The following is a 25,754-nucleotide window of genomic DNA, read 5'->3' as shown; positions in this document are numbered from 1 at the left end:
ATGAAATCCGCTTTAAAGATCATTTTCCCTGCCCTGCTGATTATTGCTGGTCTGTTTTTTTGGCTGAATAGTTCATCCTCAGCACCGATGCCAAATCAACGTTTTGACACCATCGATGGTGAAACAAAACAACTGAGTGACTACGTTGGTAAACCACTATTGGTCATTTTCTGGGCAACCGACTGCCCAGGCTGTATCGCAGAAATGCCTGAGTTAGTGCATTTGCATGAGCAATATGCAGATTTGGGAATGTTGGGTATCGCGCTTGCACATGACACACCAGAGCAAATTAAGGCTATGCGTTCAGAAAAATCACTGCCTTATACACTGACATGGGATTCTGATAACAAACTTTCCCATGCTTTTGGTAATGTTCGTGTCACCCCAACCCACTTTCTTGTTGACGCAAATGGTAATATTGTCATGCGCAAAATTGGTGAGCTTGATTTTGCAGCACTGGCAGTCAGATTGGAAAAAATGGGCCTCGAGCCAGCATAAGTGATTTTCAACTATCCATATTAAATCTAATATGGTATAAAGTCGGGCTTAATTGTTTCAGGCAGACGGCGTTTGCGGCGTTGTCTGGGTAAAAGTTTTTCAGGAGCAGGTTCCAAATGTCCAGAGTATGTCAGGTAACGGGCAAACGCCCAATGAGCGGCAACAACGTATCGCACGCACATAACAAAACAAAACGCCGGTTTCTTCCTAACCTTCACTCACACCGTTTTTGGGTAGAATCTGAAAACCGTTGGGTTAAACTGCGCGTCAGCAACCACGGTTTACGTATCATCGACAAACGCGGCATTGATAGTGTTCTGTCTGATCTGCGTGCTCGCGGCGAAAAATTCTAAGGAGACTTGAGTCATGCGCGATAAAATTAAATTAGTCTCATCAGCGGGTACAGGTCACTTCTACACCACTGATAAAAACAAACGCACCATGCCGGAAAAAATGGAAATCAAAAAATTTGATCCAGTTGTCCGCAAACACGTGATGTACAAAGAAGCCAAAATCAAATAATACTGATTTCGCTCTGAAAAAAGCCCGCTATCGCGGGCTTTTTTGTATACAGCTTATTTTATAAGCCATACAATCAAATTGCATTGTAAGTGTTAGAGGGTGTTTTACATGAAAAATCATGAAAGCCTGACCGATAGCTACCCTACGGCAATCCTCGCTCGACAGCCAATATTTGATTACAACTTACGTGTTTTTGCCTACGAGCTCTTATTCAGAAATAGTTCCACAGACTTCTGCGCCAATATCAACGCTGATGCTGCAGATCTCGCCACCGCCAAAGTCATTAACTATGCCTTTTTAGAAATTGGTATGGATCGTGTCCTCGGCGACCATACGGGATTTGTCAATCTCACCCGCAGTTTTCTGCTAAGTGACGACCCATTTCCATTAGCCAAAGAACGCGTCGTTTTAGAGATCCTTGAAGATATTGAGCCAGATGAAGAAGTTATCGCTGCAGTCAAAAACCTTGTTAAACAAGGTTACCTGATTGCGCTCGACGACTTTATTTTCAGCCCCAGCCTTCTTCCCTTAGTTGAGTTAGCCACAATTATTAAAGTTGATGTGCTCTCCATGACAAACGAAGAACTTGCCGAACATGTGCAGATACTTCGTAAGTATCCAGTCAGACTTCTGGCTGAAAAAGTGGAAACCAATGATCAGTTTAATTATTGCCGCAAACTGGGTTTTGATTTGTTCCAAGGTTACTTCTTTTCAAAGCCATCTATCATTGAAGATAAAGTTATTCCAGCGCGACAACAACAACTTTTATCACTCATAGCGAAACTACAAGATCCCGATATTGAATTTGATGAGATTGAAACATTAATCAGTCAAGATCCCGGGTTACTCTATAAATTAACTCGCTTATTAAACTCAGCTGCCGTAGGTCTAAACAAACACATCGATTCCGTAAAGCATGCGTTGGTGTTTTTAGGTATTAATGCCATTAAGACCTGGACAACCATCATTGCCATGAATGAAATCGATTCGATTCCCGATGAGTTGATGACGGCGGCATTAATAAGAGGCAAAATGTGTGAAAAAATTGCTCCAGCCTACGGCTACCCTGAAAACCTTGGTTTTCTAGCCGGCTTGTTTTCCAACCTAGATTTAATGCTAAATCGTCCGATGGATGAATTGTTAAAAGGCATCCCTTTAAACGACGAAATAATCCTAGCATTAACAAACCATGGTGGTCTGCTTGGCAAAATGCTTGATGATGTCGTGGCCTATAAAACGGGTCATTGGGATTGTGTAAATGAAGATTTCGCTAGTCTGGAAGCGTTTGCCAATATATATGTTGATGCTGTCGAATGGGCTAATTTAACTAATAAAGGCTTTTGATTTAAACCAATAATGCAATCACTACTGCTCTCAGCCGTATCCTTACAACGCGCTTTTTCTCATCATACTGTCGTTAATAATCTCAGCTTCGATGTCTATCGCGGTGAAGTATTGGGATTTTTAGGCCCGAATGGCGCCGGTAAATCCACGACAATGAAAATGTTGACGGGTAATCTTGCGCCAGACAGTGGCAGCATATTGATTAACGGCATTGATCTCCTCTCAGCGCCACAGGCAGCAAAACGCTATATTGGCTATTTACCAGAAAATCCGCCGTTATATCGAGAGCTCACGGTTAACGAATATCTAGGTTTCTGTGGTCGATTACATGGTTTAAGTGGTAAGTCACTACAAACGGCTATAGATGAAGTGCTCAACCGTTGTGGTCTGACACATATGCGCCACCGGCTGATTGGTCAATTATCAAAAGGTTATCAACAACGAGCGGGTATTGCCCAAGCAATCATTCACCAACCTGAGGTTGTGATTCTCGATGAACCCACTTCGGGCTTAGACCCGATTCAAATTCAGCAGATCCGACAACTTATTCGTGATATTGCAAACCAGCATAGTGTCATTCTCTCGACGCATATTTTGCCGGAAGTCGAAATGCTATGTGACCGTGTGCAAATCATGCATCAAGGTCAGTTAGTGTTCAGTGATTCACTTCAAGGCCTAAAGTCACAACGACAACATCGCGTCCTTAAGGTGGCATTTCGTCAGGCACCGAGCCAGTCTGAGTTACTGGCAATTGATGGTGTCACAGATATTGAAGTGATTGATAACCAGCAGTTTAGACTGTTTTTTGCTATAGACACTGATCCGACCGATCAACTGGTGAGTCTTGCCGTATCAAATAACTGGCAACTCACTCAACTTACCCCTGAGCAGGATACATTAGAGCAGCTGTTTACCCAGCTAATCCGCTCAGAAACTGAAGGAGTCAGTCTCTAATGTGGTTAATTGCTCGACTAGAATGTTATCGATTATTTATATCACCACTGGCTTGGGTATTAATGGCCTTAGTACAAGCCCTACTCGCCTATCTATTTTTGACTCATATTGATTATTTTTCGCAGGTTCAAGGGCAAATCGCTGCCATTCCCGGCGCCCCTGGTGTGACCGAGCTTGTTATCACACCATTAATGGGCAATATGGCGCTGATTCTATTACTGGTTACACCATTCATTACCATGCGAAGTTTTGCTGAAGAACGCCGTAATGAAAGCCTGACATTGTTAATGACTGCGCCACTGTCCATTACGCAGATAGTTTTGGGTAAATACTTTGGCCTGCTGATTTTCTTTGGTCTGTTATTGCTGATGTTGATGTTAATGCCGTTATCAATGTTGCTTGGCAGCCCTATTGATTTAAACCTGGTCATGGCAGGCTGCATTGGCTTATTACTGTTACTTAGTAGCATGATCGCTATTGGCATTTTTATGTCAGCACTAACAGCACACCCTATTATCGCTGCCGTTAGCAGCTTTGCTGTATTGCTGCTTTTGTGGATCATCGACTGGGTAGGTCACAACGGTGCCGTTAGCAGCAACCTCTTTAGCTGGCTATCTTTAATTAATCACTTCGAACCATTGCTTCGTGGTGAAGTATTTAGCGCCGATATTATTTATTACCTATTGATCACATCGGCATTTCTACTGATGTCAGTTCGCAAACTTGATGGGATGCGAGTTGCCTCATGAAAATGTCGGTGAAATGGCAACATCGCCTACAACAATGTATTTTTTATGTTTTATTAATTGCAGTCATTACAGTGGCAGCCAAGTTATCGCTGGCGACCAATACCGCCTTTGACTTAACCAGCAATCAACGTCATAGCCTTTCAGATCAAACTATCGATTTGCTTAAGAGCCTTGATCAACCCACACAGATAAAAGCTTTTATCAGTCCGGGAAATGAGTTTTCACCGGCTTTGCAACAACAGCTACAACGCTACCAAAAATATACCGACCAACTGCAAGTCGACATCGTTGACCCAGCAAAAGCGCCGCAGCAAGTTAAACAATTCAATATTCAGCAACAAGGTGAAATGCTGGTTATTCAAGGAGCAAAAACTGAGCGAGTTCAAGATTTATCAGAGCAATCTTTAACCAATGCCATTTTGCGTGTCAGTCGTAGTGTTAAACCCAAACTTGTTTTCATCACAGGTCACGGTGAAAGAAGTGCAGAGAGCAATGCCAACTTTGGCTTAAGCCTTTGGGCTAATGCGCTAATAGAACAAGGCTTTATTATCGAAACCATTAATCTCGCAGCTGAAGGACAGCTGCCAGATAATACAGATGTCGTAGTCATTGCCAGTCCAGATTTAGACTGGCTGCCAGGCGAAGTAAAGCTAATTCAAGATTATGTTGTCGATGGCGGTAATTTATTGTGGTTAACCGAGCCTGATCAGCACGGGGCATTAGCTGAATTAGCCGATGCACTCGAACTACAATGGCTGCCAGGCACTATCATTGATCCCAACTCAAGCTTATTAGGTATTGATGACCCAACTTTTGCTTTGCTAAGCAACTTTGCTGATCATTCATTAACTCGCGACTTACCCAGTATTGTTTTGATGCCTGGTGTATCAGCAGTTCAATCAACACCAACTGAAACTTCTGACTGGCAGACGATTGAGTTACTGCGAACGCAAGTAGAAACTTGGGCTGAGCTCTCCTCACTGACTACTGCTGAAATCCAATTTAACGAAGATTTAGATCTACCGGGGCCATTAGCAGTCTCGTTATCACTAGAGCGAGAACAAAAAGAAGCAGAAGCCAACCAGCGTGTTGTGGTGATTGGTGATGGTGATTTTGTCAGTAACCAATTTCTCGGTAATGGCGCCAATCAGGCTTTTGCCAACGGCATCGTAAACTGGCTAACCGCACACGATGATTTACTGAATATTGCAGTTAAAACCACACCAGATAATCAATTAAGTTTAAGTTTTACCGAAACATTGATTATCGCTATCGGCTTTTTATTTATTCTGCCAGCACTGTTGTTGGCAACAGGCCTGATGCTCTGGTGGTTGCGCCGTAAGCGATGAAACGAAGTTATCTAACCAACCTGCTGTTACTGTTTCTTGTACTCGGTTTGCTGTGGCAACTTGAGCAAGTCAACACGCCACAGGTAAATACCATCGGCAATATTCTCAAGTCTGATATGGTCACCGAAATCACCGTAGCTCGAGGCTCACAATCCCCTATTACATTAATTCGTGATGGACAAAACTGGCAGCTTCAAACACCGTTTTCTGCACCCGCAAGTATCAGTAGAGTCACAATGCTGCTGAGTTTGTTGGATACCGTTGCCAGTGAACAATTTGCTGTCACTGATGATATGGACCTGCAGCAATTTGGACTGGCAGATCCGATGTTATCGCTGACTTTTAATAACCAGACTTTCCATTTTGGTGATGAAGCCCAGCTTACCCAGCAGCGCTACCTGCTCTCAAATCAAACCATTTATCTTTTTGATGACACAATTAGTCCTTTATTACAGGCGAGCGCTAGTGGCTTTATTGAGAACCGTTTGTTTGCCAATATGGCAAAACTACAATCTATATCTGTGCCTTTTCAGCAAGCACAAACATTACAAGCTGACTCAATTCGCTTTGAACAACAATCAGGGCAATGGCAAACAAACACCTCTGGGCTAACAACCGATCAACTAACGGCTATTGCCCAATCTTGGCAGCAAGCTTATGCCATGCAAGTCAGCCCAAGTGAAGTCATGCCCGATGCCGGCTTTCAACCGCTTAGTTTTACCTTTAAAGATGGTCAATCTGTAAATGCTTTTGCCAGATTATCGCCAGAAGGTTTAAGTATTTTGTTACCTGAGAGACAGTTGCAGTATCAATTCCCAACTAATATTGCCGTCAATCTATTTCCAACCAAGAATTAAGCCATGCCTGAGTTACCTGAAGTCGAAACCACACGTAAAGGAATTGCACCTTATGTTGAAGGGCAAACTGTTAGCCAAGTTATCGTTCGTGATTCACGTCTTCGCTGGCCTGTAACAGATGATTTAAACAATATTTTGGTTGGTCAAACCGTCACAGCAGTAAAACGTCGTGCCAAGTATTTACTGCTTGAAACAGACCAAGGCAACTTGCTGATGCATTTAGGTATGTCAGGTCGGCTTCGAGTCTTGAGTGAAGCAACGCCAGCCGAAAAACATGATCATGTCGATTTGCAGTTCGCGAATGGCATGACGGTGAGACTCACCGATCCAAGAAGGTTTGGCGCTGTACTTTGGACAGAGTTAAAACCAACCGAACATCCGCTCATCAAACATCTTGGCCCAGAGCCATTATCAGAAGAATTTGATGGTAAATACTTGTTCGACCGAAGTCGTAAACGTCAGGTCAGCATCAAGACTTTTATCATGAATGCTGAAGTGGTCGTTGGCGTTGGTAATATCTATGCTAGTGAATCCTGCTTTTTGGCTGGTGTTCATCCACAGCTAACTGCCGGTAGATTAACCAGAAAACAAGCTGACCATTTAGCTGACTCAATCAAAACCGTATTGGCAAAAGCAATTGCCGCCGGTGGCACGACCCTAAGAGATTTTCGAGATAGTGAGGGTAAGCCGGGCTATTTTGCTCAAGAGTTATTTGTTTATGCTCGGCAAAATATAGATTGTCGCCAATGTGGTCACCCGATCGAGATGATCCGCCAAGCGAATCGTGCGACCTATTTTTGCCCCATTTGCCAAAAACGTTAGTCACTGAGCCGAAAAATATTCAGCCAGCGCTCTGATTTCAGCCTCACTGTACCCCGTCGCGTGATGATGCATTACTGTACTGTCGGTTGAGCCTGCTTTGAAGGCCAACATTCGTTCAACAAAATAATCGGCACTCATTCCCGCTAAACTTGGCATTATCTCGGTTTGGCTGTGACCATTTGTACCATGACATGCAGCACAACTTGCCGCCATCAATCGCATATCGGGCTCGGCCAGCGCTATTGTTGGCAGCATTAACATCAAAATAGTCAGTTGTTTCATTTGATATTCCTTGCGCTTTTTCACGGTGCTGGATGAGGCTGCGTTATAATGTCAGCCTTTTTTTACTAAAGCATCTTCATGGCTGAGATTATCAAATTAGACGGCATAATTCCCGAAGAATCTGACGGTTTGCGTTTAGATCAAGCATTGGCGAATTTGTTTCCAGACTTTTCACGTGGCCAACTCAGTAAATGGATCAAGGCTGGAGATGTTCTGCTTAACGATGAAAAACCTAAACCACGCGACAAAGTCCGCGAAGGCGATAGTGTTGTCATTAATGCAGAGCTGCAGATTCAAGATGAACATTGGCAGGCAGAAAAAATTGATTTAGATATCGTTTACGAAGATGACGATGTACTTATTCTCAATAAACCTGCCGGTATGGTTGTCCATCCTGGCGCTGGTAATCACCAAGGCACGCTAGTCAATGCTTTACTCGCCCATGCTCCCGGCTTAGTGCATATTCCGCGCGCCGGTATTGTGCATCGCCTTGATAAAAACACCACCGGCCTATTGATGGTCGCAAAAACTTTGCAGGCGCATAATTCATTAATTAGCCAACTGCAAGAACGCACTGTGCAACGTGAATATCAGGCCGTGGTAACCGGTGTCTTTACCGCTGGTGGTACCGTCGATGAACCTATTGGACGTCATCATATTGACCGTAAACGTATGGCCGTCAGTGAAAGTGGCAAACCCTCTGTAACCCATTACCGCGTTGAGCAACGCTTTCGTGCCCACACCCATGTTCGTTGTAAGTTAGAGACCGGTCGTACACATCAGATTCGTGTGCATATGGCTTATATTCGCCATCCACTGGTAGGCGATCCGGTTTATGGTGGTCGTTTCAAAATGCCAAAAGGCTTGTCTGATAGCACGCGAGAGGCATTAGTCGGCTTCCGACGTCAGGCATTACATGCAGGATTATTAGGCTTTGATCATCCATCAACAGGTGAGTTTGTCAGTTGGCAGGTGCCGATGCCCGACGATATGCAACAATTAATCGCTATACTTGCGCAGGATGCACAGCAACTCGAAGAATAACGTTAAGGAATAACCGTGTCAGAAAACCAGAAACAATCTCCACTCACGATCTTTTTGGCTTTTCTCAAACTCGGTTTTACCGCTTTTGGCGGTCCTATTGCCCATATCGGTTTTTATCGCGAAGCGTTTGTCAAACAACGGCAATGGCTTGATGAAAAAACCTTTGCCCAACTGCTAGCTGCCTGCCAATTTTTACCCGGCCCCGCGAGTAGTCAAATGGGCTTTTCTATTGGTCTCGTGAAAGGCGGTTGGCTTGGTGCTATCGCGGCTTTTATCGCTTTTACTTTACCTTCAGCACTGGCTTTGTTTGCATTTGCCAGCTTTGCCTATTTATTAGACGGTAGTGCCGGCCAGGCTATTATCCATGGTTTAAAACTAGTGGCTGTTGCCGTCGTCGCACATGCTGTATGGGGTATGGCACAAAAACTTACTCCAGACTGGCCAAGACGCATTATCGCCGTATTAAGTTTTATCTTATTGATAAGTTTAGCAATGGCCTGGCTACAACTTGCCGTCATTCTTTTGGGTGCGGTTCTTGGTTTATGGCTTTGTAAAAATCAACAGCAACACGCTATTGTCAGTTTTGACCTTCCCTATCAGACCAAACTTGGTTGGCTATTTCTGGCGCTATTTCTCATAGGTTTAATTTTTAGCATCACCATGATGGGTAGCTCACCAACATCAGATAATGTTTTTGCTGCGTTTTATCAATCAGGTGCGTTGGTGTTTGGTGGTGGTCATGTTGTATTACCACTGCTTGAACAAACAACAGTTGCTAATGGTTGGGTAACCACTGACACCTTTTTATCAGGCTATGGGGCCGCTCAAGCTGTTCCTGGCCCATTGTTTACTTTATCTACCTACTTAGGTGCCAATATCGATACTGGGATGGCCGCTGGCTGGACGGCACTTATCGCGACAGTGGCAATTTTTTTGCCCGGCTTTTTGTTGTTACTCGCTGTATTACCCTTTTGGGCAAAATTGGCTGAAATCCCTAAAGCTGGTGCTGCGATTGCCGGCGTCAATGCCGCTGTAGTTGGTTTATTGGCTGCTGCACTTTACCAGCCTATTATTACCCAAACGGTTCACAATGTTAGTGATGTGGTCATTGCCTTAGGTGGTTTTTTGATTGTCAGCGTGTTGAAACGTTCAGCATTATGGACGGTATTCTTTTGTGTTTTAGCATCCGTCTTGTTTAACTTTATCGCTTAATTTTTTTGTTATAAAAATTAGACATAAAAAAGGGGGCGATAAACGCCCCCTTTTCATTTGAACAGAAACTTCGCTAATTACTTCTTAGCAGCAGCTTCACGTTCTTTGATTTCTTGAATGACTTGATCAGCGACGTTACGTGGGCATGGCATGTAGTGTAAGAACTCCATTGAGAACTGACCACGACCAGAAGTCATCGTACGCAAGGTACCGATGTAACCAAACATCTCACTCAGTGGTACTTCAGCTTTGATACGTACGCCAGTCGCACCCGCATCTTGCGACTTGATCATGCCGCGACGACGGTTCAAGTCACCGATAACGTCACCGACATTATCGTCTGGTGAGAACACGTCAACTTTCATGATTGGTTCCAACAATTGTGGACCTGCTTTTGGAATTGACTGACGGAAACCGCCCATTGCTGCCAATTCGAAAGCAATTGCAGACGAGTCAACTGCGTGGAATGAACCATCGAACAAGTTGATTTTAACGTCTAACAGTGGGAAGCCAGCTAATACACCGCGGCTCATCATCTTCTTGAAGCCGCCTTCAACAGCTGGCCAGAATTCACGAGGAACGGTACCACCAGTAACGGTAGATTCAAATGCAAAACCACTACCTGGCTCACCTGGTTCGATGATGTAGTCGATACGACCGAACTGACCAGAACCACCTGATTGTTTCTTATGCGTGTAGCTGTCTTCAACACGTTGTGTGATCGTTTCACGGTAAGCAACTTGTGGCTCACCAACGATAACGTCAATACCGTGTGTACGCTTAAGGATGTCTACTTTGATATCCAAATGCAGCTCACCCATACCTTTCATGATGGTTTCGCCACTATCTTCGTCAGTTTCAACGCGGAAAGATGGATCTTCTTTAATCATCTTACCTAAAGCGATACCCAGTTTTTCAGCTGAGCCTTTGTCTTTAGGAGCGATAGCGATTGAGATAACTGGATCTGGGAAGACCATTGGTTCCAGTGTCGCTGGGTTTTTAGGATCACACAGTGTGTGACCTGTTTGAACATCTTTCATACCAACGATAGCGATAATGTCACCAGCATGAGCGTAATCTAGTTCGTTACGGTCATCAGCGTGCATTTCCACCATACGGCCAACACGTTCTGTTTTACCTGTGAAGGTATTCAGGATGGTGTCACCTTTTTTCAACTCGCCTGAATAGATACGAACGAAGGTCAGTGCGCCAAAACGGTCATCCATGATTTTGAATGCCAGTGCGCGCAATGGACCGTTGATATCAACAGTCGCAACTTTACCTGTTTCATTACCTTCCAGATCAACTTCTGGTTGTGGGTCAACTTGTGTTGGATCAGGCAGGTAATCAACAACAGCGTCTAACACTAATTGCAGACCTTTGTTTTTGAACGAGCTGCCGCAGTATGTAGGGAAGAAGTCTAACTTCAATGTACCTTTACGAATACAAGTTTTCAGCTCATCGATAGAAGGTTCTTCACCCTCTAGGTATTTTTCCATTAGATCATCATCTTGCTCTACAGCAGTTTCGATCAGTTTTTCACGCCATTCAGCGATTTGGTCAGCCATTTCTGCTGGTGGCTCTTCGATGCTGTAGTTTTCAGGATCTTTTTCATCCGGCCAGTACCAAGCTTTTTGAGTCAAAAGGTCAACAACACCTTTGAATTGATCTTCGATACCGATAGGCAGAACCATAACCAGTGGTGTTGCAGCCAAAACGTTTTCGACTTGATCAACAACACGGTAGAAGTCAGCACCCATACGATCCAGTTTGTTAACGTAGATCAGACGAGAAACTTCAGATTCGTTAGCGTAACGCCAGTTTGTTTCTGATTGCGGCTCAACACCACCGCTACCACAGAAAACACCAATACCACCGTCAAGTACTTTCAGTGAACGGTAAACTTCGATTGTGAAGTCAACGTGTCCTGGTGTATCGATAACGTTCAGACGGTGACCTTTCCAAGCACAGGTCGTTGCAGCTGACTGGATAGTAATACCCCGCTCAGCTTCCTGTTCCATGAAGTCCATGGTTGATTCACCTTCATGTACCTCACCGGTTTTATGGATTTTACCGGTTAATTTGAGGATACGTTCTGTGGTGGTGGTCTTACCGGCATCAACGTGCGCGAAAATACCGATGTTTCTGTACTTGGATAAATCGGAAGCCATAATCCTGTCGTCTCTTTGGTATAAAAATAATTGATGCGCTCCGCATCAATAGGAAGTTAAACCCGCAAATTTTAAACTACTATGACTACGGTTGCATCCCTTGTTTTCGGTGAGCAAACGTAATGTCAGTGATAGCGTGTTGTGCAGCGAAATTTAGCGGATGGAATTCACCTAGTATAAATAGGGTTTAGCGGACTTTTCTCTGCATTGGCAACCATTGATGACGATAAATGACGCCAGGTGCTGCAAATGTTAGGAATAAGCTTAGTGTGGTGACAAAAAATTCCCAGTCTTGCGCATACACATCACCAGAAAATTGCGTTTCAAAGCCCACTCCGGCAATGAGTGCAATAAAGTAATAAACCGTTACTTCCAAAACCCGCCACCATGGTCCTTTTTTACCATCAGCCAATGGAATGACCAAAAATAAACGCTCGTTAAACCAAGGCAAGTTTGCCAAAACTAAATACGTTAAAACCAAAAACCAGATTGTCATATCACTCACACAAAAACGGTGGCACAGATACTAATTAATGCCCCAGGAAATAAGCCAAGTGCCAATACCATCAGGCAATTAGCACTAAATAAAACACGAACCGGGGCTGACGGAACCACAATAAATTCACTTTCAGGATCATCAAAGTACATCACTTTAATCATCCGCAAATAATAAAACGCCCCGATAACCGACATGATGACAGCCACCAAAGCAACGGCCAGCAAATTAACATCAATGACCGATTTAATCACGGTAAGTTTTGCATAAAAACCAGCGAGCGGCGGAATGCCTGCCATTGAAAACATCAGGATTAACATCATCAATGCATACCACGGATGTTGCTTAGCTAGCCCTTTGTAATCACTGATATTGTCGGCTTCAAAGCCTTGCCGGCTAATTAATAAAATCATGCCAAATGCACCGACGGTCATCAAAGCATAGATTAGGATGTAAAACATCGCCGCAGCAAAGCCCGCTTCAGTACCAGACAAAATCCCCATCAGCAAAAAGCCAACATGCGAAATTGTCGAATACGCCAACATACGCTTTAGATTGGTCTGAGCAATCGCCAATACGTTGCCAACAATCATCGACAACACCCCCAGCAAAATAACCATGTCTTGCCACTGGCCATGCAAACTACCAAAACCATCAACCAAAATACGAATCAATAAAGCAAACGCCGCAATTTTAGGCGCTGCGGCTAAGAACAATGTCATTGCCGTTGGCGCACCATGGTAAACATCGGGTAACCACATATGAAATGGCACAGCGCCAAACTTAAAACCGATACCAATGACGATAAAGACTAATGCAAAACTTAGCACAGTGAGATTGGCATCCGGCTGACTTACTGCATTGGCTATCTCAGCGATATCCAACGATCCGGTTACGCCATAAATCATCGACATGCCATATAACAACATGCCCGAAGCTAAGGCGCCGAGAATGAAATATTTCATCGCCGCCTCAGTCGCAATCACTGAATCTCTATGCATCGCCACCATGGCATACAAACACAAAGACATCAGTTCTAAACCAAGGTATAGCGTCAACATCGTATGACCTGACACCATTACCAACATGCCTAATGTCGAAAACAACGCCAAGACATAAAACTCGCCACTACGCAGATTTCGTTCTTGCAGGTATCGTCCGCAATACAAAATGACCAGCATATTGATAAGCGAAATGGCCAGTTTCAATACATCACTTAAAGGATCTTTGACATAGTTTCCTGAAAAAGCGACACCGGAGTGTTCTAAATTTAGGTAAACCAAAACCGCTGTCATCAACAAACTAAATTGAGACAATCCGGCTACCCACTCAATCCGTTTACCACCGGTATAGGCCACCACCAGCAACACCACACAAGACATCAACAGCAACCACATCTCGGGCAAAGCAAATGACATATTGGCAACCTGAAATGGCATCATCGCTCCTTACAACTTGCTCTGTGATACTTGGGTTAATAATTGCTCAACTGAAGCATGCATCACACTCAGTAATGGATCTGGCCAAACACCGATAAGCAACACAATCATCGCTAAACTTGCCAACAAGAAATACTCCCGGCCATTAATATCTTGAAGCTGAGCAACATGCTCATTGGCAATCTCACCAAAGAACACGCGTTTCACCATCCACAAGGTATAAGCAGCGCCAACGATAAGCGTGGTTGCTGCTAAGAAAGCAAACCAGAAGTTAGCCTGGAGTGCTGCCAGAATTACCATAAATTCGCCGACAAAACCTGACGTACCGGGTAAGCCTGCATTAGCCATCGCAAAGAAAACAGCAAAGGCGGCAAATTTCGGCATGCTATTGACTACGCCACCATAAGCACTGATCTCACGGGTATGCATTCGGTCATACAAGACGCCGACACTAAGGAACATCGCCGCTGCAATGAAACCATGTGAAATCATTTGTACCATCGCACCTTCGATGGCGAGTATCTCGCCATTACCCGCCCCAGGTAGTAACGAAGCATTGGCAAAAATACGGAAAATAATGAACAAGCCTAAAGTGACAAACCCCATATGGGCGATACTGGAATAAGCAATCAGTTTTTTCAGATCTGACTGCACCAGCGCCACAAACCCAATATAAACAATGGCTATCAACGATAAGCTAATCACCAACCAATCTAGTGTCATGCTGGCATCTGGCGTTATTGGCAACGCAAACCGCAACAAGCCATAACCACCAATTTTTAAAGTAATTGCAGCCAGAATCACCGAGCCCCCCGTCGGCGCCTCAACGTGTGCATCAGGTAACCATGTATGCACTGGCCACATTGGGATCTTCACAGCAAAAGCGATTAGAAATGCCAAAAATAACCAGATTTGTTGATTCAGGCTTAAACCAACGTCGTGATAATCCAAAATCGAAAAACTGCCAGCTTGAAATTGCAGATATAACAGAGCCAGCAACAGAAAAACCGAACCAAAGAAGGTATATAAAAAGAACTTTAAGGTGGCATAAACCCGGTTTGGCCCACCCCAGATCCCAATTACCAAAAACAATGGAATCAGCATGGCCTCAAAAAACAGGTAAAACAAAATCGCATCAAGTGCAGCAAAAACGCCCAACATTAGGCCTTCCATAATCAAGAAAGCGGCTAAGTATTGGTTAATACGATCTTTAATCACCTCCCACCCGGCGATAACCACCAACACCGTTGAGATCGTCGTCAAAATCATCAACGGCATTGAAAAGCCATCAACACCCAGAAAATACTCAATATTGAAAGTTTCAACCCAGGGCAGTTGCTCAACAAACTGCATTTCTGCTGTAGTGACATCAAAGCCCAAGTAAAGACCAAAAGACATCAACATCGTCACTAGACTGGTTAACAATCCGAGCCACTTGGCTGCATAGCGATTTTCACGACAAAGTAATACTGCTACACCACCTAATATAGGCAGCCAAATCAGTAAACTTAATATCGGAAAGTTCAGCACTTACGTCATCCTTATACAACAAACCATGTGAGTAACACCCACACACCTATCATCATGGCAAACGCATAATGATAGAGATAACCCGACTGAATATGCCGCCCAACCCGAGCGAATACGCCAACTAAGCGAGCACTGCCATTCACAACCAAACCATCAATTAATTTGGTGTCGCCAAGTTTCCAGAGGAAACGACCAAGGCCACGGGCACCGCCAGCAAACACGGTTTCATTAAAGCTATCAAAGCCGTATTTGTTATCCATAAAACGCCACAGCCACATAAATTTTTGCTGAATTGTTGCTGGTAAACCTGGATGCTTAATGTACAAAAACCACGCTGTCACGATACCAGCTAAGGTCAGCCAAACTGGCGGCATCATGAGGCCATGAACTAAAAAACCCCAAACGCCGTGATATTCCAAATGAGCCAATACATCATGTTTAGGCATGACAAAAATTGCTTCAGCCAACCAGTCACCAAACACCATGTCACCGATAAGGTAACCCGCGAATACCGAAGGAATCGCCAGCAACATTAGCGGCACAGTCACAACTTTAGGTGACTCATGTGGTGGATGCCCATGTGAATCAAAGCGCTCTTGCCCATGAAAGACCAAAAACAATAATCGGAAACTGTATAAAGCGGTGATAAATACGCCGAGCAAAACGGCAATGTAAGCAAAGCCAGCACCTGGCGTCGTTGAGGCGTGAACAGCTTCAATGATGGCATCTTTGGAAAAGTAGCCTGCCAAGCCTGGCGCGCCAATCAGTGCCAACGTACCGATTAAGCTGGTCCAGTAAGTAATAGGCAGATATTTTTTTAGCCCGCCCATATGTCGAATATCTTGCTGATGATGCATCGCCATAATCACCGAACCTGCGGCCAAGAACAGCAGTGCTTTGAAAAAGGCGTGGGTAAACAAATGAAAAATAGCCGCTGAGTATGCTGAAGCGCCCAACGCGACCGTCATATATCCCAATTGAGATAAGGTTGAATAAGCGATCACACGTTTGATGTCGTTTTGGATCAGTCCTAAAAAGCCCATAAACAACGCCGTAACAGCACCAATCACCAGAATAAATGCCAATGCCGTTTCTGAGTATTCATACAACGGCGACATTCTTGCCACCATGAAAATACCAGCGGTGACCATAGTTGCCGCATGAATTAATGCGGATATTGGTGTAGGACCTTCCATGGAGTCAGGCAACCAAACATGTAAAGGCACTTGTGCTGATTTACCCATCGCGCCGATAAATAACAAAATGCCGATGACCGTCATTAAAGACCAACTACTGTCACCCCAAAGGCTGATTTGTTGTTCAGCCATGACTGGCGCTTGTTGGAAAACCTCGGTGTAATTGAGACTACCGGCATACATCAACACTGCAGCAATGCCTAATAAAAAACCAAAATCCCCCACCCGATTAACCAAGAAGGCTTTTAAGTTAGCGTAGATAGCTGTCGGCTTCTTGTACCAAAAACCAATTAATAAATACGACACTAGGCCGACCGCTTCCCAACCAAAAAACAACTGCATAAAGTTGTTGGCCATCACCAACATCAACATGGCAAAAGTGAACAGTGAGATATAACTAAAGAAACGACAATAGCCATCATCATCATGCATATAACCAATGGTGTAGACATGCACCATCAGTGATACGAAGGTAACGACGACCATCATGATGGCTGTCAGTGCATCGACCATAAAGCCGACTTCAATATTGAGGCTACCGACCTGTAGCCATTGGTAGACAGTAGCGTTGTAACTTTCACCATCGACCAGCACTAACTTCAACACATAAGCAGATAAAGCAAAAGCAATTGCCACACCTAAAATCGTAACGCGATGACTATTATTACGACCGATTTGTTTACCGAAAAAGCCAGCTAATACGCTGCCGATTAGGGGTGCTAAAACGATAGAAAGTAATAAGCTCTGCGTCATGACTTAACCTCTGAGCTTATCAATATCATCAACATTGATCGTACTCAGATTTCTGAACAAGACCACCAATATCGCCAAGCCAATTGCCGCTTCTGCAGCCGCAACCGTCAAAATAAAGAAGACGAATATTTGTCCAGACGCATCACCACTAAATTGCGAAAACGCAATAAAATTAAGGTTTACCGCCAACAGCATTAACTCAATACACATCAATAAAATAATGATGTTTTTACGGTTAAGAAAAATACCGGCAACTGATAAGCTAAACAGTAATGCCGCCAAAATGAGGTAATCAGACAAGGCAATCATGACTTGTCCCCCTGCTTAGTTTCGCTAGGCATATCAACTAGACGAACCCTGTCTTCTCGACGAACGCGTACTTGTTGACCGGGATCTTGTAACTTACGATTTTGTGGACGAAGTGTCAGGGTAATAGCTGCCACAATCGCAACCGTTAAAATGACAGCAGCAATTTCAAACGGATACACATAGACGGTATACAGCAGTAATCCCAAACGACGCGTATTGCCATCAGCATTCACATCCGCAGTCGGTGCCGGCACTTGTTCCAGTCCAAAATTATGAACGCCAAGCACTGCAATCATCTCAATCACAATTAACGCAGCTACCAAAATACCGAGCGGTAAATAACGGGCAAACCCAGCTTTAAGTGGTTTGAGATCAATATCCAGCATCATCACCACAAACAAAAACAAGACTAATACTGCGCCCACATAAACTAATACTAGGCTTATCGCCAAAAATTCGGCTTCGAGCATCAACCAAATCGCGGCACTGGTAAAAAATGCCAACACCAAAAACAAAGCTGCGCGTACTGGGTTACGTACCGTAATGACCATAGTGGCAGCAAATAACAAGATGGCAGCGAAGATATAAAACAGTACTTTTTCCATAACTACGGCCTAACGATAAGGCGCATCAGCCTCCCTGTCGGCTGCAATTTGCGTTTCGAATTTATCGCCAATCGCCAGTAATTGTTGTTTGCTCATGATGTTTTCACCACGATTCTCAAAGTGATACTCAAAGTGTCGCGTTTCCACGATCGAATCCACGGGGCAAGACTCTTCACAAAAGCCACAGTAAATACATTTAAATAAATCGATATCGTAGCGTGTGGTTCGGCGAGTGCCATCATCACGTGGCTCAGTATCAATTGTGATTGCCAGTGCAGGACAAACTGCCTCACACAATTTGCAGCCGATACAGCGCTCTTCCCCATTTGGATAACGACGAAGTGCATGCAACCCTCGAAAACGTGGTGATTGCGGTGTTTTTTCTTCTGGATACTGCACGGTAATTTTACGTGAGAAAAAATGACGTCCAGTCAGCCGCATCCCTTGAATTAACTCCCAAAGGAAAAAGCTTTTAAAAAAATGGATAACGGCCTGTTTCATACACCGCCCCCTGCTGTGATTTTGCTAAACCATGGACCAATATCAAACACCTGCATGGTGGCGATGATCACAATCCAAACTAAGGTCACTGGAATAAAGATTTTCCAGCCTAAACGCATGATTTGATCGTATCGGTATCGAGGAAAAGTCGCCCGAATCCACAAGTAGATAAACAAAAAGAAACTGGTTTTAAGCAATAACCAAATAAGCCCTGGCACCCATGCAAACATCGGCTCTAGGTAGGGAATACCTTGGAATGGTGATAACCAGCCACCCATGAACAAAGTAGCCGCCAGCATAGAGATCAAAATCATGTCGGCATATTCGGCAAGGAAGAATACGGCAAAGGCCATCCCCGAATATTCCACATGGAAACCGGCAACAATTTCTGACTCGCCCTCAGCGATGTCAAAAGGTGCCCGGTTTGTCTCAGCAACCCCAGAAACAAAATAAACAACAAACAACGGTAATAATGGCAACCAGTACCAGTACAAAATACCGCCAGACTGCGCCATGACAATTTCACCCAGGTTTAAGCTGCCAGCAGCAACTAATACCCCTACCAAGGCGAAACCCATCGCGATCTCATACGACACCACTTGTGCCGCGCTGCGCATTGCCCCCAAAAAAGCATAACGTGAGTTTGATGCCCAACCAGCGATAACCACGCCATAGACTGACATTGAGGTAATCGCCAGAATATAAAGTAACCCTGCATTAATATCAGCCAGAATTAACTCCGGACTAAATGGCATCACCGCCCACGCCGCTAAAGCGGGACCAATCGCCAACACTGGCGCTACCACAAACAAATAAAGGTTGGATTTGGCCGGCAGAATAACCTCTTTCATCAATAACTTGAGGCCATCGGCAATCGGCTGGAATAAGCCACGAGGCCCCACTCGATTTGGGCCAATTCGCATCTGGATGTAACCAATGACTTTACGCTCAGCCAATGTCAGGTAGGCAACAGCCCCCATCAATGGCAAAACAATCAGCAAAATTTTGCCAATGGTCAGCACAATGTCATTGAGAAACCAGTCAAGCATCAGCGAGAGCCTCCACCATTTCAACGGCGACTTCACCAAATGCATAGCCAAGCTTTGCACTTAACTCCGTGGCAACAGGCAAATAAACGCCGCCCGGCACAATATTGCTATCAAACTGTACCGGTAGCTCAATTGATCGTTCACCTTGGCTCACTTGGATAATTTCACCATCCACCAAATCATGTGCAATTGCTGTCTCAGGGTGGATACGAGCCATTAAAGATTGATGATTTTCTGGTGTCTGCTGCAATGCGTCGCTGCGTCTAACAATGCTGTCACCACGGTACATCGCAACATCAGAAATGAGCATTAATGTTTTGGTCTTCGTCTGTTCGCTCATCTCAGGCTCTGCAGGGATGAACCCCGCTCTTTTGTCCTCTGGCAACTTGGCAACTAAATCTGCAACTTCATCTCGAATGTCGGATGAAGCAACATAATCAAACCCCGTTAACGCACTTAAGTTTGCCAAGACGCGTAAGATTTTCCAGCCAGGACGAGCATCACCTCTTGGCGCTATCGCACCACTAAATGACTGCCACTGGCCATCAAGTCCGACAAATGTCCCTGAGGTTTCAGCAAAAGAGGCAAGAGGCAACATAACATCGGCATGTTCACGAATGCTGTCCGACCAATAACGGTTAATCGCAACGGTAAAGCTCGATTGTTGAATGGCCGTTTGGGCGACGTCTGGAGCGGCGATATCAAACTCAGGTTCCACATCAAACAACACCATTGCCCGCAAGCGCTGTGACAAATATTCAGTGGCTGTCGAATTATTCTTAGGTAATACATTTGCCAAATGTAATGCCCGGCTATTAGCCTCAGGCAACACCAACAGTTTGCCCTGACATAATGTGCTGATGAGGTTTGCCAGTGCTCTGATTGTTGACGCATCAGGGTGATGATTTGCTATAGCACCGACAACTAATAGTGGCGCCGTCGCATTAGCCAATTGCATAGCAATATTTTGCTCGCTGCTATTGGGGCGAACATCAAGCAAATATCGCTGCCAATCTTTATTTGGCGTTGACGCTAATTCCAGCAAAGCGACTGCAATGCCCTTCAACATTTGCAGCAGTTGTTTGCCATCAACCAGCCATTGTCTTTGCACCGGCATTAATAAGTCACGCTTAATAAAATTCAGCTCGTTTACTAAAGCGCCATTTAAAGCAGCCTGACGAATTCGATGTGCCACAATCGGGGCTTCACTTCGAATATTACTGCCAAGCAATAACACCGAATCACTATCTTCGATTTCTGCCAGACAAATACTTGATCGCCAGTAGGACTCGCCCGCATCTTCGACTGATTGCATCCGTAAACGGTGATCGATATTTTCCGTTCCCAGACCTCTTAACCACTTCTGAAATAAGTAGCCTTCTTCCAGTGTAGCCGTTGGTGACATCAGTCCTAATAATTGGTCCTGACCATTTTTCTGCTGAACAGATTTGATACCCTCGATAGCAAAGATTAATGCTGTTTGCCAGTCAGTCTCTTGCCATACGCCATTCTGCTTAATCATTGGCGTTTCGGGTCTATCTGGATGTTTTAATCCCAAATAACTGAAACGATCTCGATCTGAAATCCACGTTTCATTAATGCTTTCATTATCACGCGGAACAACCCGCATAACCTCATTTCCACGTACATGTAGTTCAAGTGCAGAACCCACCGCATCGTGACAAGCCACTGATGGATAGGACGTCATTTCCCAAGCACGCGCTTTGTAACGAAATGGTTTGGAGGTCAACGCACCAACGGGACATAAATCAATGATATTGCCCGACAATTCCGATGCGAGGCTATGTTCAACATAGGTGCCGATTTCCATATGCTCACCACGACCAGTAGCACCAAGCTCTTTGATACCGGCTATTTCCGTACCAAAACGCACACAACGGGTACAGTGGATACAGCGCGTCATCTCGGTTTGGATTAATGGCCCGATGTTTTTATCTTTAACAACACGCTTTTTCTCAGTGAAGCGGCTGATGCCTTTACCATAACCGAGAGATAAATCTTGTAACTCACATTCCCCGCCCTGATCACAGATTGGACAATCTAGCGGGTGATTAATCAGTAAAAATTCCATCACGCCACGCTGGGCTTCAACGGCGATTTTCGAGTGAGTGAAGACCTTCATGCCTTCTGTAACAGGTGTTGCGCAGGCTGGCAGGGCTTTTCGCGCTCTATCGACTTCTACCAGACACATACGGCAGTTGGCCGCGATAGAAAGTTTTTTGTGATAACAAAAACGTGGGATATCAATACCGGCTTCATCAGCAGCCTGAATAATCATTTTGCTGGAATCGACTTTGAGTGGAATACCGTCAATTTCAATATTAACCATATTGACGCTCTCCATGTGTTGAGTCGTTATGACCAACCATGCAACAACCATGGTCGATGTGATATTGAAATTCCTCTCTGAAATGTTTGATAAAGCTGATTACCGGTGCCGCCGCCGCATCACCTAAGGCACAAATGGTATTGCCGTTTATGTTTTCAGCAACATCAACCAGACGATCTAAATCTTCTTGGCGACCCTCACCATTTTCGATACGTTTAACAACACGATATAACCAGCCCGTGCCCTCACGACATGGCGTACATTGGCCACATGATTCTTCGTAATAGAAATACGCAATGCGCTCTAATGCTTTCACCATGCAGGTCGAGTCATCCATAACGATAACTGAACCTGCCCCCAGCATTGAGCCAGCCTTACCAATGCCGTCATAACTCATTGCTGTTTGCATCATGACATCAGCTGGCACTACTGGTGTTGATGAACCGCCGGGGATGACAGCTTTCAATTTATGCCCTTTTCTAACGCCACCAGCAAGTTCTAATAACTCTGAAAAAGGCATACCCAAAGGCACTTCATAATTGCCCGGCTTATTGACATGACCAGTCATGCAAAAGATTTTTTGGCCGCCATTATTCGGTGTGCCCAGCTCATGAAACCAATCAGCACCATGTTGCAAAATCACCGGTACTGAAGCCAATGTTTCGGTATTGTTTATGGTGGTTGGTCTGCCATATAGACCATAACCTGCAGGAAATGGTGGCTTATATCTCGGCTGGCCTTTTTTGCCTTCGAGAGACTCGAGTAATGCCGTTTCTTCACCACAGATATAAGCACCAGCACCAGGTTGCGTATACAAATCAAACTTAAAATTACTACCGAGAATGTTTTTACCCAAATACCCAGCGTCGTATGCCTCTTTTAAAGCCTGTTCAAATCGAGCAATTGGCTCATAAAACTCGCCACGAATATAGTTGTACCCCGAAGCCGCGCCGATCGTATAACCGGCAATGATCATGCCTTCGATAAGTTGATGTGGGTTATAACGAAGAATATCGCGATCTTTACAGGTACCCGGCTCGCCCTCATCAGAGTTACAGACGATGTATTTCGCGCCAGGCATTTTTCGTGGCATAAAACTCCACTTCAAGCCCGTCGGGAAACCGGCGCCCCCTCGACCTCTAAGCGCCGAGTTTTTTACTTGCTCAATAATCTGCTCTTGCGGCGTTTTCTCAGCCAGCATTTTTTCAAGCACACTATAACCACCGACTTTGCGATAGTTTTCAAGCGTCCATGGCTCATCAAAATGCATGGTGCGAAAACAAACTTGGTTCAGCGGCTGCATTATTTCACCCCCGCCAAAATAGTATCGACTTTGTCTGGGGTTAAGTGCTCGTAATACTGTTTATCAAGCAACAACATAGGCGCACCAACACAGGCTCCAAGACACTCAACTTCACGAAGTGTGAATTTACCATCAGCTGTTGTTTCACCAAAACCAACACCTAACTTTTGCTTTAAGTGCTCAGCAATCTGTTCCGAACCACACAGCTGACAAGAGATATTGGTGCACAAATTAATTTTGTGTTGTCCGCTCGGCTGTAAATCAAACATGGTGTAAAAAGTCGCGACTTCATAGACGCTAATTTCCGGCATATCTAAATAGGTCGCCAATGCCTGCATCAATGGTTTGCTTAACCAGCCATCATGGTGATCTTGTAACAAATGCAGTCCGGGAATCACCGCTGATTGGGCCTGTCCCGGTGGATATTTCGCGATCAAATTATCTAACTGCAGACGTAAATCAGCAGTAAATAATTGTTCGCGTTCACCTGTTAATTGCATCTCCGTCATCGGTCTATCTCGCCAAACACAATATCCATAGTGCCAATAATCGCTACAACGTCCGCCAACATATGCCCTTTCGCCATTTCATCCATAGCCGCTAAATGCGGAAAACCCGGTGCACGAATTTTGACGCGATAAGGTTTATTGGCACCATCTGAAACCATGTAGATACCAAACTCGCCTTTGGGGTGTTCAACTGCAGCGTAGGCCTCGCCCTCAGGTACACAATAACCTTCAGTGAACAATTTAAAGTGATGGATCAGCGCTTCCATATCGTCTTTCATATCAACACGATGTGGCGGCACAACTTTGGCGTTATCAACAATCACCGGTCCGGGATTTTGACGTAACCAATCAATACATTGCTGCATGATTCGGGCTGATTGACGCATTTCTTCGACCCTAACCAAATAGCGATCGTAACAATCCCCTTCTTTGCCGACGGGAATCGCAAAATCTAATTGGTCATACACAGCATAGGGTTGTTTTTTGCGTAAATCCCACTCAATGCCTGAGCCACGCAACATCGGCCCGGTAAAGCCAAGTTGTAAGGCACGCTCAGGTGAGACAACGCCAATACCTACTGTTCGCTGCTTCCAGATCCGGTTATCGGTCAACAAGGTTTCATACTCATCAACACATTTCGGGAAGCGCTGTACAAAGTCTTCAATAAAGTCGAGCAGACTACCTTGGCGGTTGGCATTTTTAGCATCGACTTCTTTTTGGCTATGCCATTTTGATGCTTCGTACAGTGGCATTCGGTCTGGTAAATCTCGATAAACCCCACCGGGTCTGTAATAGGTTGCATGTAATCTTGCACCTGACACCGCTTCATAGCAGTCCATCAAGTCTTCACGCTCACGGAAGCAATATAAGAAGACCGTCATCGCACCGATATCAAGACCATGTGCGCCTAACCACATCAGGTGATTAAGGATCCTGGTCATTTCGTCATACAAAACACGGATGTATTGGGCTCTAACCGGCGGCGTTATCCCAAGTAGTTTCTCGATAGCCATAACATAGGCATGTTCGTTACACATCATCGACACGTAATCGAGACGATCCATGTAACCAATGCTTTGATTGTAAGGCTTAGACTCGGCTAACTTTTCCGTACCACGATGTAATAGACCAATATGTGGATCGGCACGCTCAATCACCTCACCATCTAATTCGAGAATAAGACGCAGTACACCATGCGCTGCAGGATGTTGTGGACCAAAATTAAGTGTGTAATTTTTAATTTCCGCCATCAGTTTTCCTCTTGGTGATAGCGGTTATCATCACGAATCACGCGAGGGACCAAAGTCCTTGGCTCAATACTGACCGGTTCGTAAATCACGCGTTTTTGGGTTTCGTCGTAACGCATTTCGACGTTACCAATTAGCGGGAAGTCTTTTCGGAAGGGATGACCGACAAAACCATAATCGGTCAAAATTCGGCGCAGATCATTATGCCCACGGAATAATATGCCAAATAAATCGAAGGCTTCTCGTTCATACCAGTCGGCGCTGGCCCAAATACCCGTTACAGAATCGATCAAGGCATCTTCAGCAGATAAAGGCACTTTCACCCGAAGCCGCTGATTATGTTTAATTGATAACAAATGATAGACCACCGCAAAGCGATAACCATCGACTTCTGTTTCAGTGTGGGCTTGTACATCTCTGGCACGACTAAAACCTTGCTCAGTTGCCGCTTTGGTTTCCCAGCCACTGTCGCCATAGGCAGAGTAATCAACTGCACACAAATCAATTAGCTGACTAAAGCCAAACTCATCACGTAGGGCTGTCATTACATTGATCAGATGATCGGTGTCGATGGTCATAGTGACCTCGCCACGCAAAAACTCACAATCAATAAGCGCTTCTTTAAAATGCTGTTGCAGATTGGGTTTGAGCGCTTCTGACATC

General features: G+C 44.7%; 26 protein-coding genes. 11 read left to right on the top strand and 15 right to left on the bottom strand.

Annotation, left to right across the window (positions count from 1 at the left end; translation table 11 throughout):
- The 9 genes from OMP94_RS00565 to mutM all read left to right on the top strand — a co-directional run bounded on the left by OMP94_RS00565 (position 1) and on the right by mutM (position 7,095).
- Positions 1–498, top strand: coding sequence for a TlpA family protein disulfide reductase (locus tag OMP94_RS00565; RefSeq protein ID WP_266274830.1), 498 nt, complete (start codon positions 1–3; stop codon positions 496–498).
- 116 nt (positions 499–614) lie between these two features.
- Positions 615–851 (top strand): 50S ribosomal protein L28, encoded by a 237-nt coding sequence (gene rpmB / locus OMP94_RS00560; protein ID WP_266274828.1) that lies wholly within the window; start codon positions 615–617, stop codon positions 849–851.
- Positions 852–864: 13 nt separating this feature from the next.
- Complete coding sequence (rpmG, locus tag OMP94_RS00555) at positions 865–1,020, top strand: 50S ribosomal protein L33 (protein ID WP_266274826.1); 156 nt, start codon at positions 865–867, stop codon at positions 1,018–1,020.
- Positions 1,021–1,128: 108 nt separating this feature from the next.
- Entirely contained in the window at positions 1,129–2,364 is a 1,236-nt protein-coding gene (locus tag OMP94_RS00550; protein WP_266274824.1) for an EAL and HDOD domain-containing protein, read from the top strand.
- Positions 2,365–2,376: 12 nt separating this feature from the next.
- Positions 2,377–3,318 carry an ABC transporter ATP-binding protein gene (locus tag OMP94_RS00545; RefSeq protein WP_266274822.1) on the top strand — a complete coding sequence of 314 codons (942 nt, stop codon included), beginning with the start codon at positions 2,377–2,379 and terminating at the stop codon, positions 3,316–3,318.
- A complete protein-coding gene (locus OMP94_RS00540) occupies positions 3,318–4,067 on the top strand; it encodes an ABC transporter permease (RefSeq protein WP_266274821.1) in 750 nt (249 codons plus the stop codon). The genes OMP94_RS00545 and OMP94_RS00540 overlap by 1 nt, the downstream gene beginning before the upstream one ends.
- Positions 4,064–5,416: a GldG family protein gene (locus OMP94_RS00535; protein ID WP_266274819.1), complete on the top strand. Its 1,353-nt coding sequence runs from the start codon at positions 4,064–4,066 to the stop codon at positions 5,414–5,416. Before OMP94_RS00540 ends, OMP94_RS00535 begins: the two co-directional genes overlap by 4 nt.
- On the top strand, positions 5,413–6,273 hold the full coding sequence (locus tag OMP94_RS00530; protein ID WP_266274817.1) for a DUF4340 domain-containing protein: 861 nt from the start codon (positions 5,413–5,415) through the stop codon (positions 6,271–6,273). The genes OMP94_RS00535 and OMP94_RS00530 overlap by 4 nt, the downstream gene beginning before the upstream one ends.
- Before the next feature lie 3 nt (positions 6,274–6,276).
- Positions 6,277–7,095: a bifunctional DNA-formamidopyrimidine glycosylase/DNA-(apurinic or apyrimidinic site) lyase gene (gene mutM, locus OMP94_RS00525; protein ID WP_266274815.1), complete on the top strand. Its 819-nt coding sequence runs from the start codon at positions 6,277–6,279 to the stop codon at positions 7,093–7,095.
- Here the strand turns inward: mutM and OMP94_RS00520 are convergent, their stop codons facing one another.
- Positions 7,096–7,377, bottom strand: coding sequence for a c-type cytochrome (locus tag OMP94_RS00520; RefSeq protein WP_266274813.1), 282 nt, complete (start codon positions 7,375–7,377; stop codon positions 7,096–7,098).
- A 78-nt stretch (positions 7,378–7,455) separates the two neighbouring features.
- On the opposite strand from OMP94_RS00520, the gene rluD reads away from it, so the two are divergent.
- Complete coding sequence (gene rluD / locus OMP94_RS00515) at positions 7,456–8,421, top strand: 23S rRNA pseudouridine(1911/1915/1917) synthase RluD (protein ID WP_266274811.1); 966 nt, start codon at positions 7,456–7,458, stop codon at positions 8,419–8,421.
- Between the two features lie 15 nt (positions 8,422–8,436).
- A complete protein-coding gene (gene chrA, locus OMP94_RS00510) occupies positions 8,437–9,633 on the top strand; it encodes a chromate efflux transporter (protein WP_266274809.1) in 1,197 nt (398 codons plus the stop codon).
- A 77-nt stretch (positions 9,634–9,710) separates the two neighbouring features.
- Here chrA and fusA read toward each other — a convergent pair whose 3' ends face one another.
- The 14 genes from fusA to OMP94_RS00440 form a co-directional block, all read right to left on the bottom strand.
- Entirely contained in the window at positions 9,711–11,804 is a 2,094-nt protein-coding gene (gene fusA / locus OMP94_RS00505; RefSeq protein WP_266274807.1) for an elongation factor G, read from the bottom strand.
- Positions 11,805–11,991: 187 nt separating this feature from the next.
- Entirely contained in the window at positions 11,992–12,300 is a 309-nt protein-coding gene (locus OMP94_RS00500) for a DUF2818 family protein (protein ID WP_266274805.1), read from the bottom strand.
- A 5-nt stretch (positions 12,301–12,305) separates the two neighbouring features.
- Positions 12,306–13,739 (bottom strand): NADH-quinone oxidoreductase subunit NuoN, encoded by a 1,434-nt coding sequence (nuoN, locus tag OMP94_RS00495; protein ID WP_266276420.1) that lies wholly within the window; start codon positions 13,737–13,739, stop codon positions 12,306–12,308.
- 9 nt (positions 13,740–13,748) lie between these two features.
- A complete protein-coding gene (locus OMP94_RS00490) occupies positions 13,749–15,269 on the bottom strand; it encodes an NADH-quinone oxidoreductase subunit M (protein ID WP_266274803.1) in 1,521 nt (506 codons plus the stop codon).
- 11 nt (positions 15,270–15,280) lie between these two features.
- Entirely contained in the window at positions 15,281–17,218 is a 1,938-nt protein-coding gene (nuoL, locus tag OMP94_RS00485; RefSeq protein ID WP_266274802.1) for an NADH-quinone oxidoreductase subunit L, read from the bottom strand.
- A 3-nt stretch (positions 17,219–17,221) separates the two neighbouring features.
- On the bottom strand, positions 17,222–17,527 hold the full coding sequence (gene nuoK / locus OMP94_RS00480) for an NADH-quinone oxidoreductase subunit NuoK (RefSeq protein ID WP_266274801.1): 306 nt from the start codon (positions 17,525–17,527) through the stop codon (positions 17,222–17,224).
- Complete coding sequence (locus tag OMP94_RS00475; RefSeq protein ID WP_266274800.1) at positions 17,524–18,132, bottom strand: NADH-quinone oxidoreductase subunit J; 609 nt, start codon at positions 18,130–18,132, stop codon at positions 17,524–17,526. The genes nuoK and OMP94_RS00475 overlap by 4 nt, the downstream gene beginning before the upstream one ends.
- A gap of 9 nt (positions 18,133–18,141) precedes the next feature.
- Positions 18,142–18,633: an NADH-quinone oxidoreductase subunit NuoI gene (gene nuoI, locus OMP94_RS00470; protein WP_266274799.1), complete on the bottom strand. Its 492-nt coding sequence runs from the start codon at positions 18,631–18,633 to the stop codon at positions 18,142–18,144.
- Positions 18,630–19,682 carry an NADH-quinone oxidoreductase subunit NuoH gene (gene nuoH, locus OMP94_RS00465; protein ID WP_266274798.1) on the bottom strand — a complete coding sequence of 351 codons (1,053 nt, stop codon included), beginning with the start codon at positions 19,680–19,682 and terminating at the stop codon, positions 18,630–18,632. The genes nuoI and nuoH overlap by 4 nt, the downstream gene beginning before the upstream one ends.
- Positions 19,675–22,032, bottom strand: a complete 2,358-nt coding sequence (gene nuoG / locus OMP94_RS00460) for an NADH-quinone oxidoreductase subunit NuoG (protein ID WP_266274797.1) — start codon at positions 22,030–22,032, stop codon at positions 19,675–19,677. Before nuoG ends, nuoH begins: the two co-directional genes overlap by 8 nt.
- On the bottom strand, positions 22,025–23,335 hold the full coding sequence (gene nuoF / locus OMP94_RS00455; RefSeq protein WP_266274796.1) for an NADH-quinone oxidoreductase subunit NuoF: 1,311 nt from the start codon (positions 23,333–23,335) through the stop codon (positions 22,025–22,027). The genes nuoG and nuoF overlap by 8 nt, the downstream gene beginning before the upstream one ends.
- Positions 23,335–23,844: an NADH-quinone oxidoreductase subunit NuoE gene (gene nuoE, locus OMP94_RS00450; protein ID WP_416240437.1), complete on the bottom strand. Its 510-nt coding sequence runs from the start codon at positions 23,842–23,844 to the stop codon at positions 23,335–23,337. The genes nuoF and nuoE overlap by 1 nt, the downstream gene beginning before the upstream one ends.
- Positions 23,841–25,094: an NADH-quinone oxidoreductase subunit D gene (locus tag OMP94_RS00445; protein ID WP_266274795.1), complete on the bottom strand. Its 1,254-nt coding sequence runs from the start codon at positions 25,092–25,094 to the stop codon at positions 23,841–23,843. The genes nuoE and OMP94_RS00445 overlap by 4 nt, the downstream gene beginning before the upstream one ends.
- On the bottom strand, positions 25,094–25,753 hold the full coding sequence (locus OMP94_RS00440) for an NADH-quinone oxidoreductase subunit C (protein WP_266274794.1): 660 nt from the start codon (positions 25,751–25,753) through the stop codon (positions 25,094–25,096). Before OMP94_RS00440 ends, OMP94_RS00445 begins: the two co-directional genes overlap by 1 nt.
- Position 25,754 lies beyond the last annotated feature (1 nt).

It is taken from the genome of Methylophaga sp. OBS3 (genome assembly GCF_026319325.1).
Classification (GTDB): domain Bacteria; phylum Pseudomonadota; class Gammaproteobacteria; order Nitrosococcales; family Methylophagaceae; genus Methylophaga.
Note: the sequence above shows the minus strand (reverse complement) of the source record. Positions and strands in the feature narration are given on the sequence as shown.

Coding starts and splice junctions, on each gene's coding strand:
- OMP94_RS00445 (WP_266274795.1), bottom strand. CDS start 25,094: ATGGCGGAAATTAAAAATTACACACTTAATTTTGGTCCACAACATCCT.
- nuoE (WP_416240437.1), bottom strand. CDS start 23,844: ATGACGGAGATGCAATTAACAGGTGAACGCGAACAATTATTTACTGCT.
- nuoF (WP_266274796.1), bottom strand. CDS start 23,335: ATGCAGCCGCTGAACCAAGTTTGTTTTCGCACCATGCATTTTGATGAG.
- OMP94_RS00475 (WP_266274800.1), bottom strand. CDS start 18,132: ATGGAAAAAGTACTGTTTTATATCTTCGCTGCCATCTTGTTATTTGCT.
- nuoG (WP_266274797.1), bottom strand. CDS start 22,032: ATGGTTAATATTGAAATTGACGGTATTCCACTCAAAGTCGATTCCAGC.
- fusA (WP_266274807.1), bottom strand. CDS start 11,804: ATGGCTTCCGATTTATCCAAGTACAGAAACATCGGTATTTTCGCGCAC.
- nuoL (WP_266274802.1), bottom strand. CDS start 17,218: ATGACGCAGAGCTTATTACTTTCTATCGTTTTAGCACCCCTAATCGGC.
- rluD (WP_266274811.1), top strand. CDS start 7,456: ATGGCTGAGATTATCAAATTAGACGGCATAATTCCCGAAGAATCTGAC.
- nuoN (WP_266276420.1), bottom strand. CDS start 13,739: ATGCCATTTCAGGTTGCCAATATGTCATTTGCTTTGCCCGAGATGTGG.
- OMP94_RS00530 (WP_266274817.1), top strand. CDS start 5,413: ATGAAACGAAGTTATCTAACCAACCTGCTGTTACTGTTTCTTGTACTC.
- OMP94_RS00540 (WP_266274821.1), top strand. CDS start 3,318: ATGTGGTTAATTGCTCGACTAGAATGTTATCGATTATTTATATCACCA.
- nuoH (WP_266274798.1), bottom strand. CDS start 19,682: ATGCTTGACTGGTTTCTCAATGACATTGTGCTGACCATTGGCAAAATT.
- nuoI (WP_266274799.1), bottom strand. CDS start 18,633: ATGAAACAGGCCGTTATCCATTTTTTTAAAAGCTTTTTCCTTTGGGAG.
- rpmB (WP_266274828.1), top strand. CDS start 615: ATGTCCAGAGTATGTCAGGTAACGGGCAAACGCCCAATGAGCGGCAAC.
- OMP94_RS00565 (WP_266274830.1), top strand. CDS start 1: ATGAAATCCGCTTTAAAGATCATTTTCCCTGCCCTGCTGATTATTGCT.
- OMP94_RS00440 (WP_266274794.1), bottom strand. CDS start 25,753: ATGTCAGAAGCGCTCAAACCCAATCTGCAACAGCATTTTAAAGAAGCG.
- OMP94_RS00520 (WP_266274813.1), bottom strand. CDS start 7,377: ATGAAACAACTGACTATTTTGATGTTAATGCTGCCAACAATAGCGCTG.
- OMP94_RS00500 (WP_266274805.1), bottom strand. CDS start 12,300: ATGACAATCTGGTTTTTGGTTTTAACGTATTTAGTTTTGGCAAACTTG.
- OMP94_RS00550 (WP_266274824.1), top strand. CDS start 1,129: ATGAAAAATCATGAAAGCCTGACCGATAGCTACCCTACGGCAATCCTC.
- mutM (WP_266274815.1), top strand. CDS start 6,277: ATGCCTGAGTTACCTGAAGTCGAAACCACACGTAAAGGAATTGCACCT.
- rpmG (WP_266274826.1), top strand. CDS start 865: ATGCGCGATAAAATTAAATTAGTCTCATCAGCGGGTACAGGTCACTTC.
- nuoK (WP_266274801.1), bottom strand. CDS start 17,527: ATGATTGCCTTGTCTGATTACCTCATTTTGGCGGCATTACTGTTTAGC.
- OMP94_RS00535 (WP_266274819.1), top strand. CDS start 4,064: ATGAAAATGTCGGTGAAATGGCAACATCGCCTACAACAATGTATTTTT.
- OMP94_RS00545 (WP_266274822.1), top strand. CDS start 2,377: ATGCAATCACTACTGCTCTCAGCCGTATCCTTACAACGCGCTTTTTCT.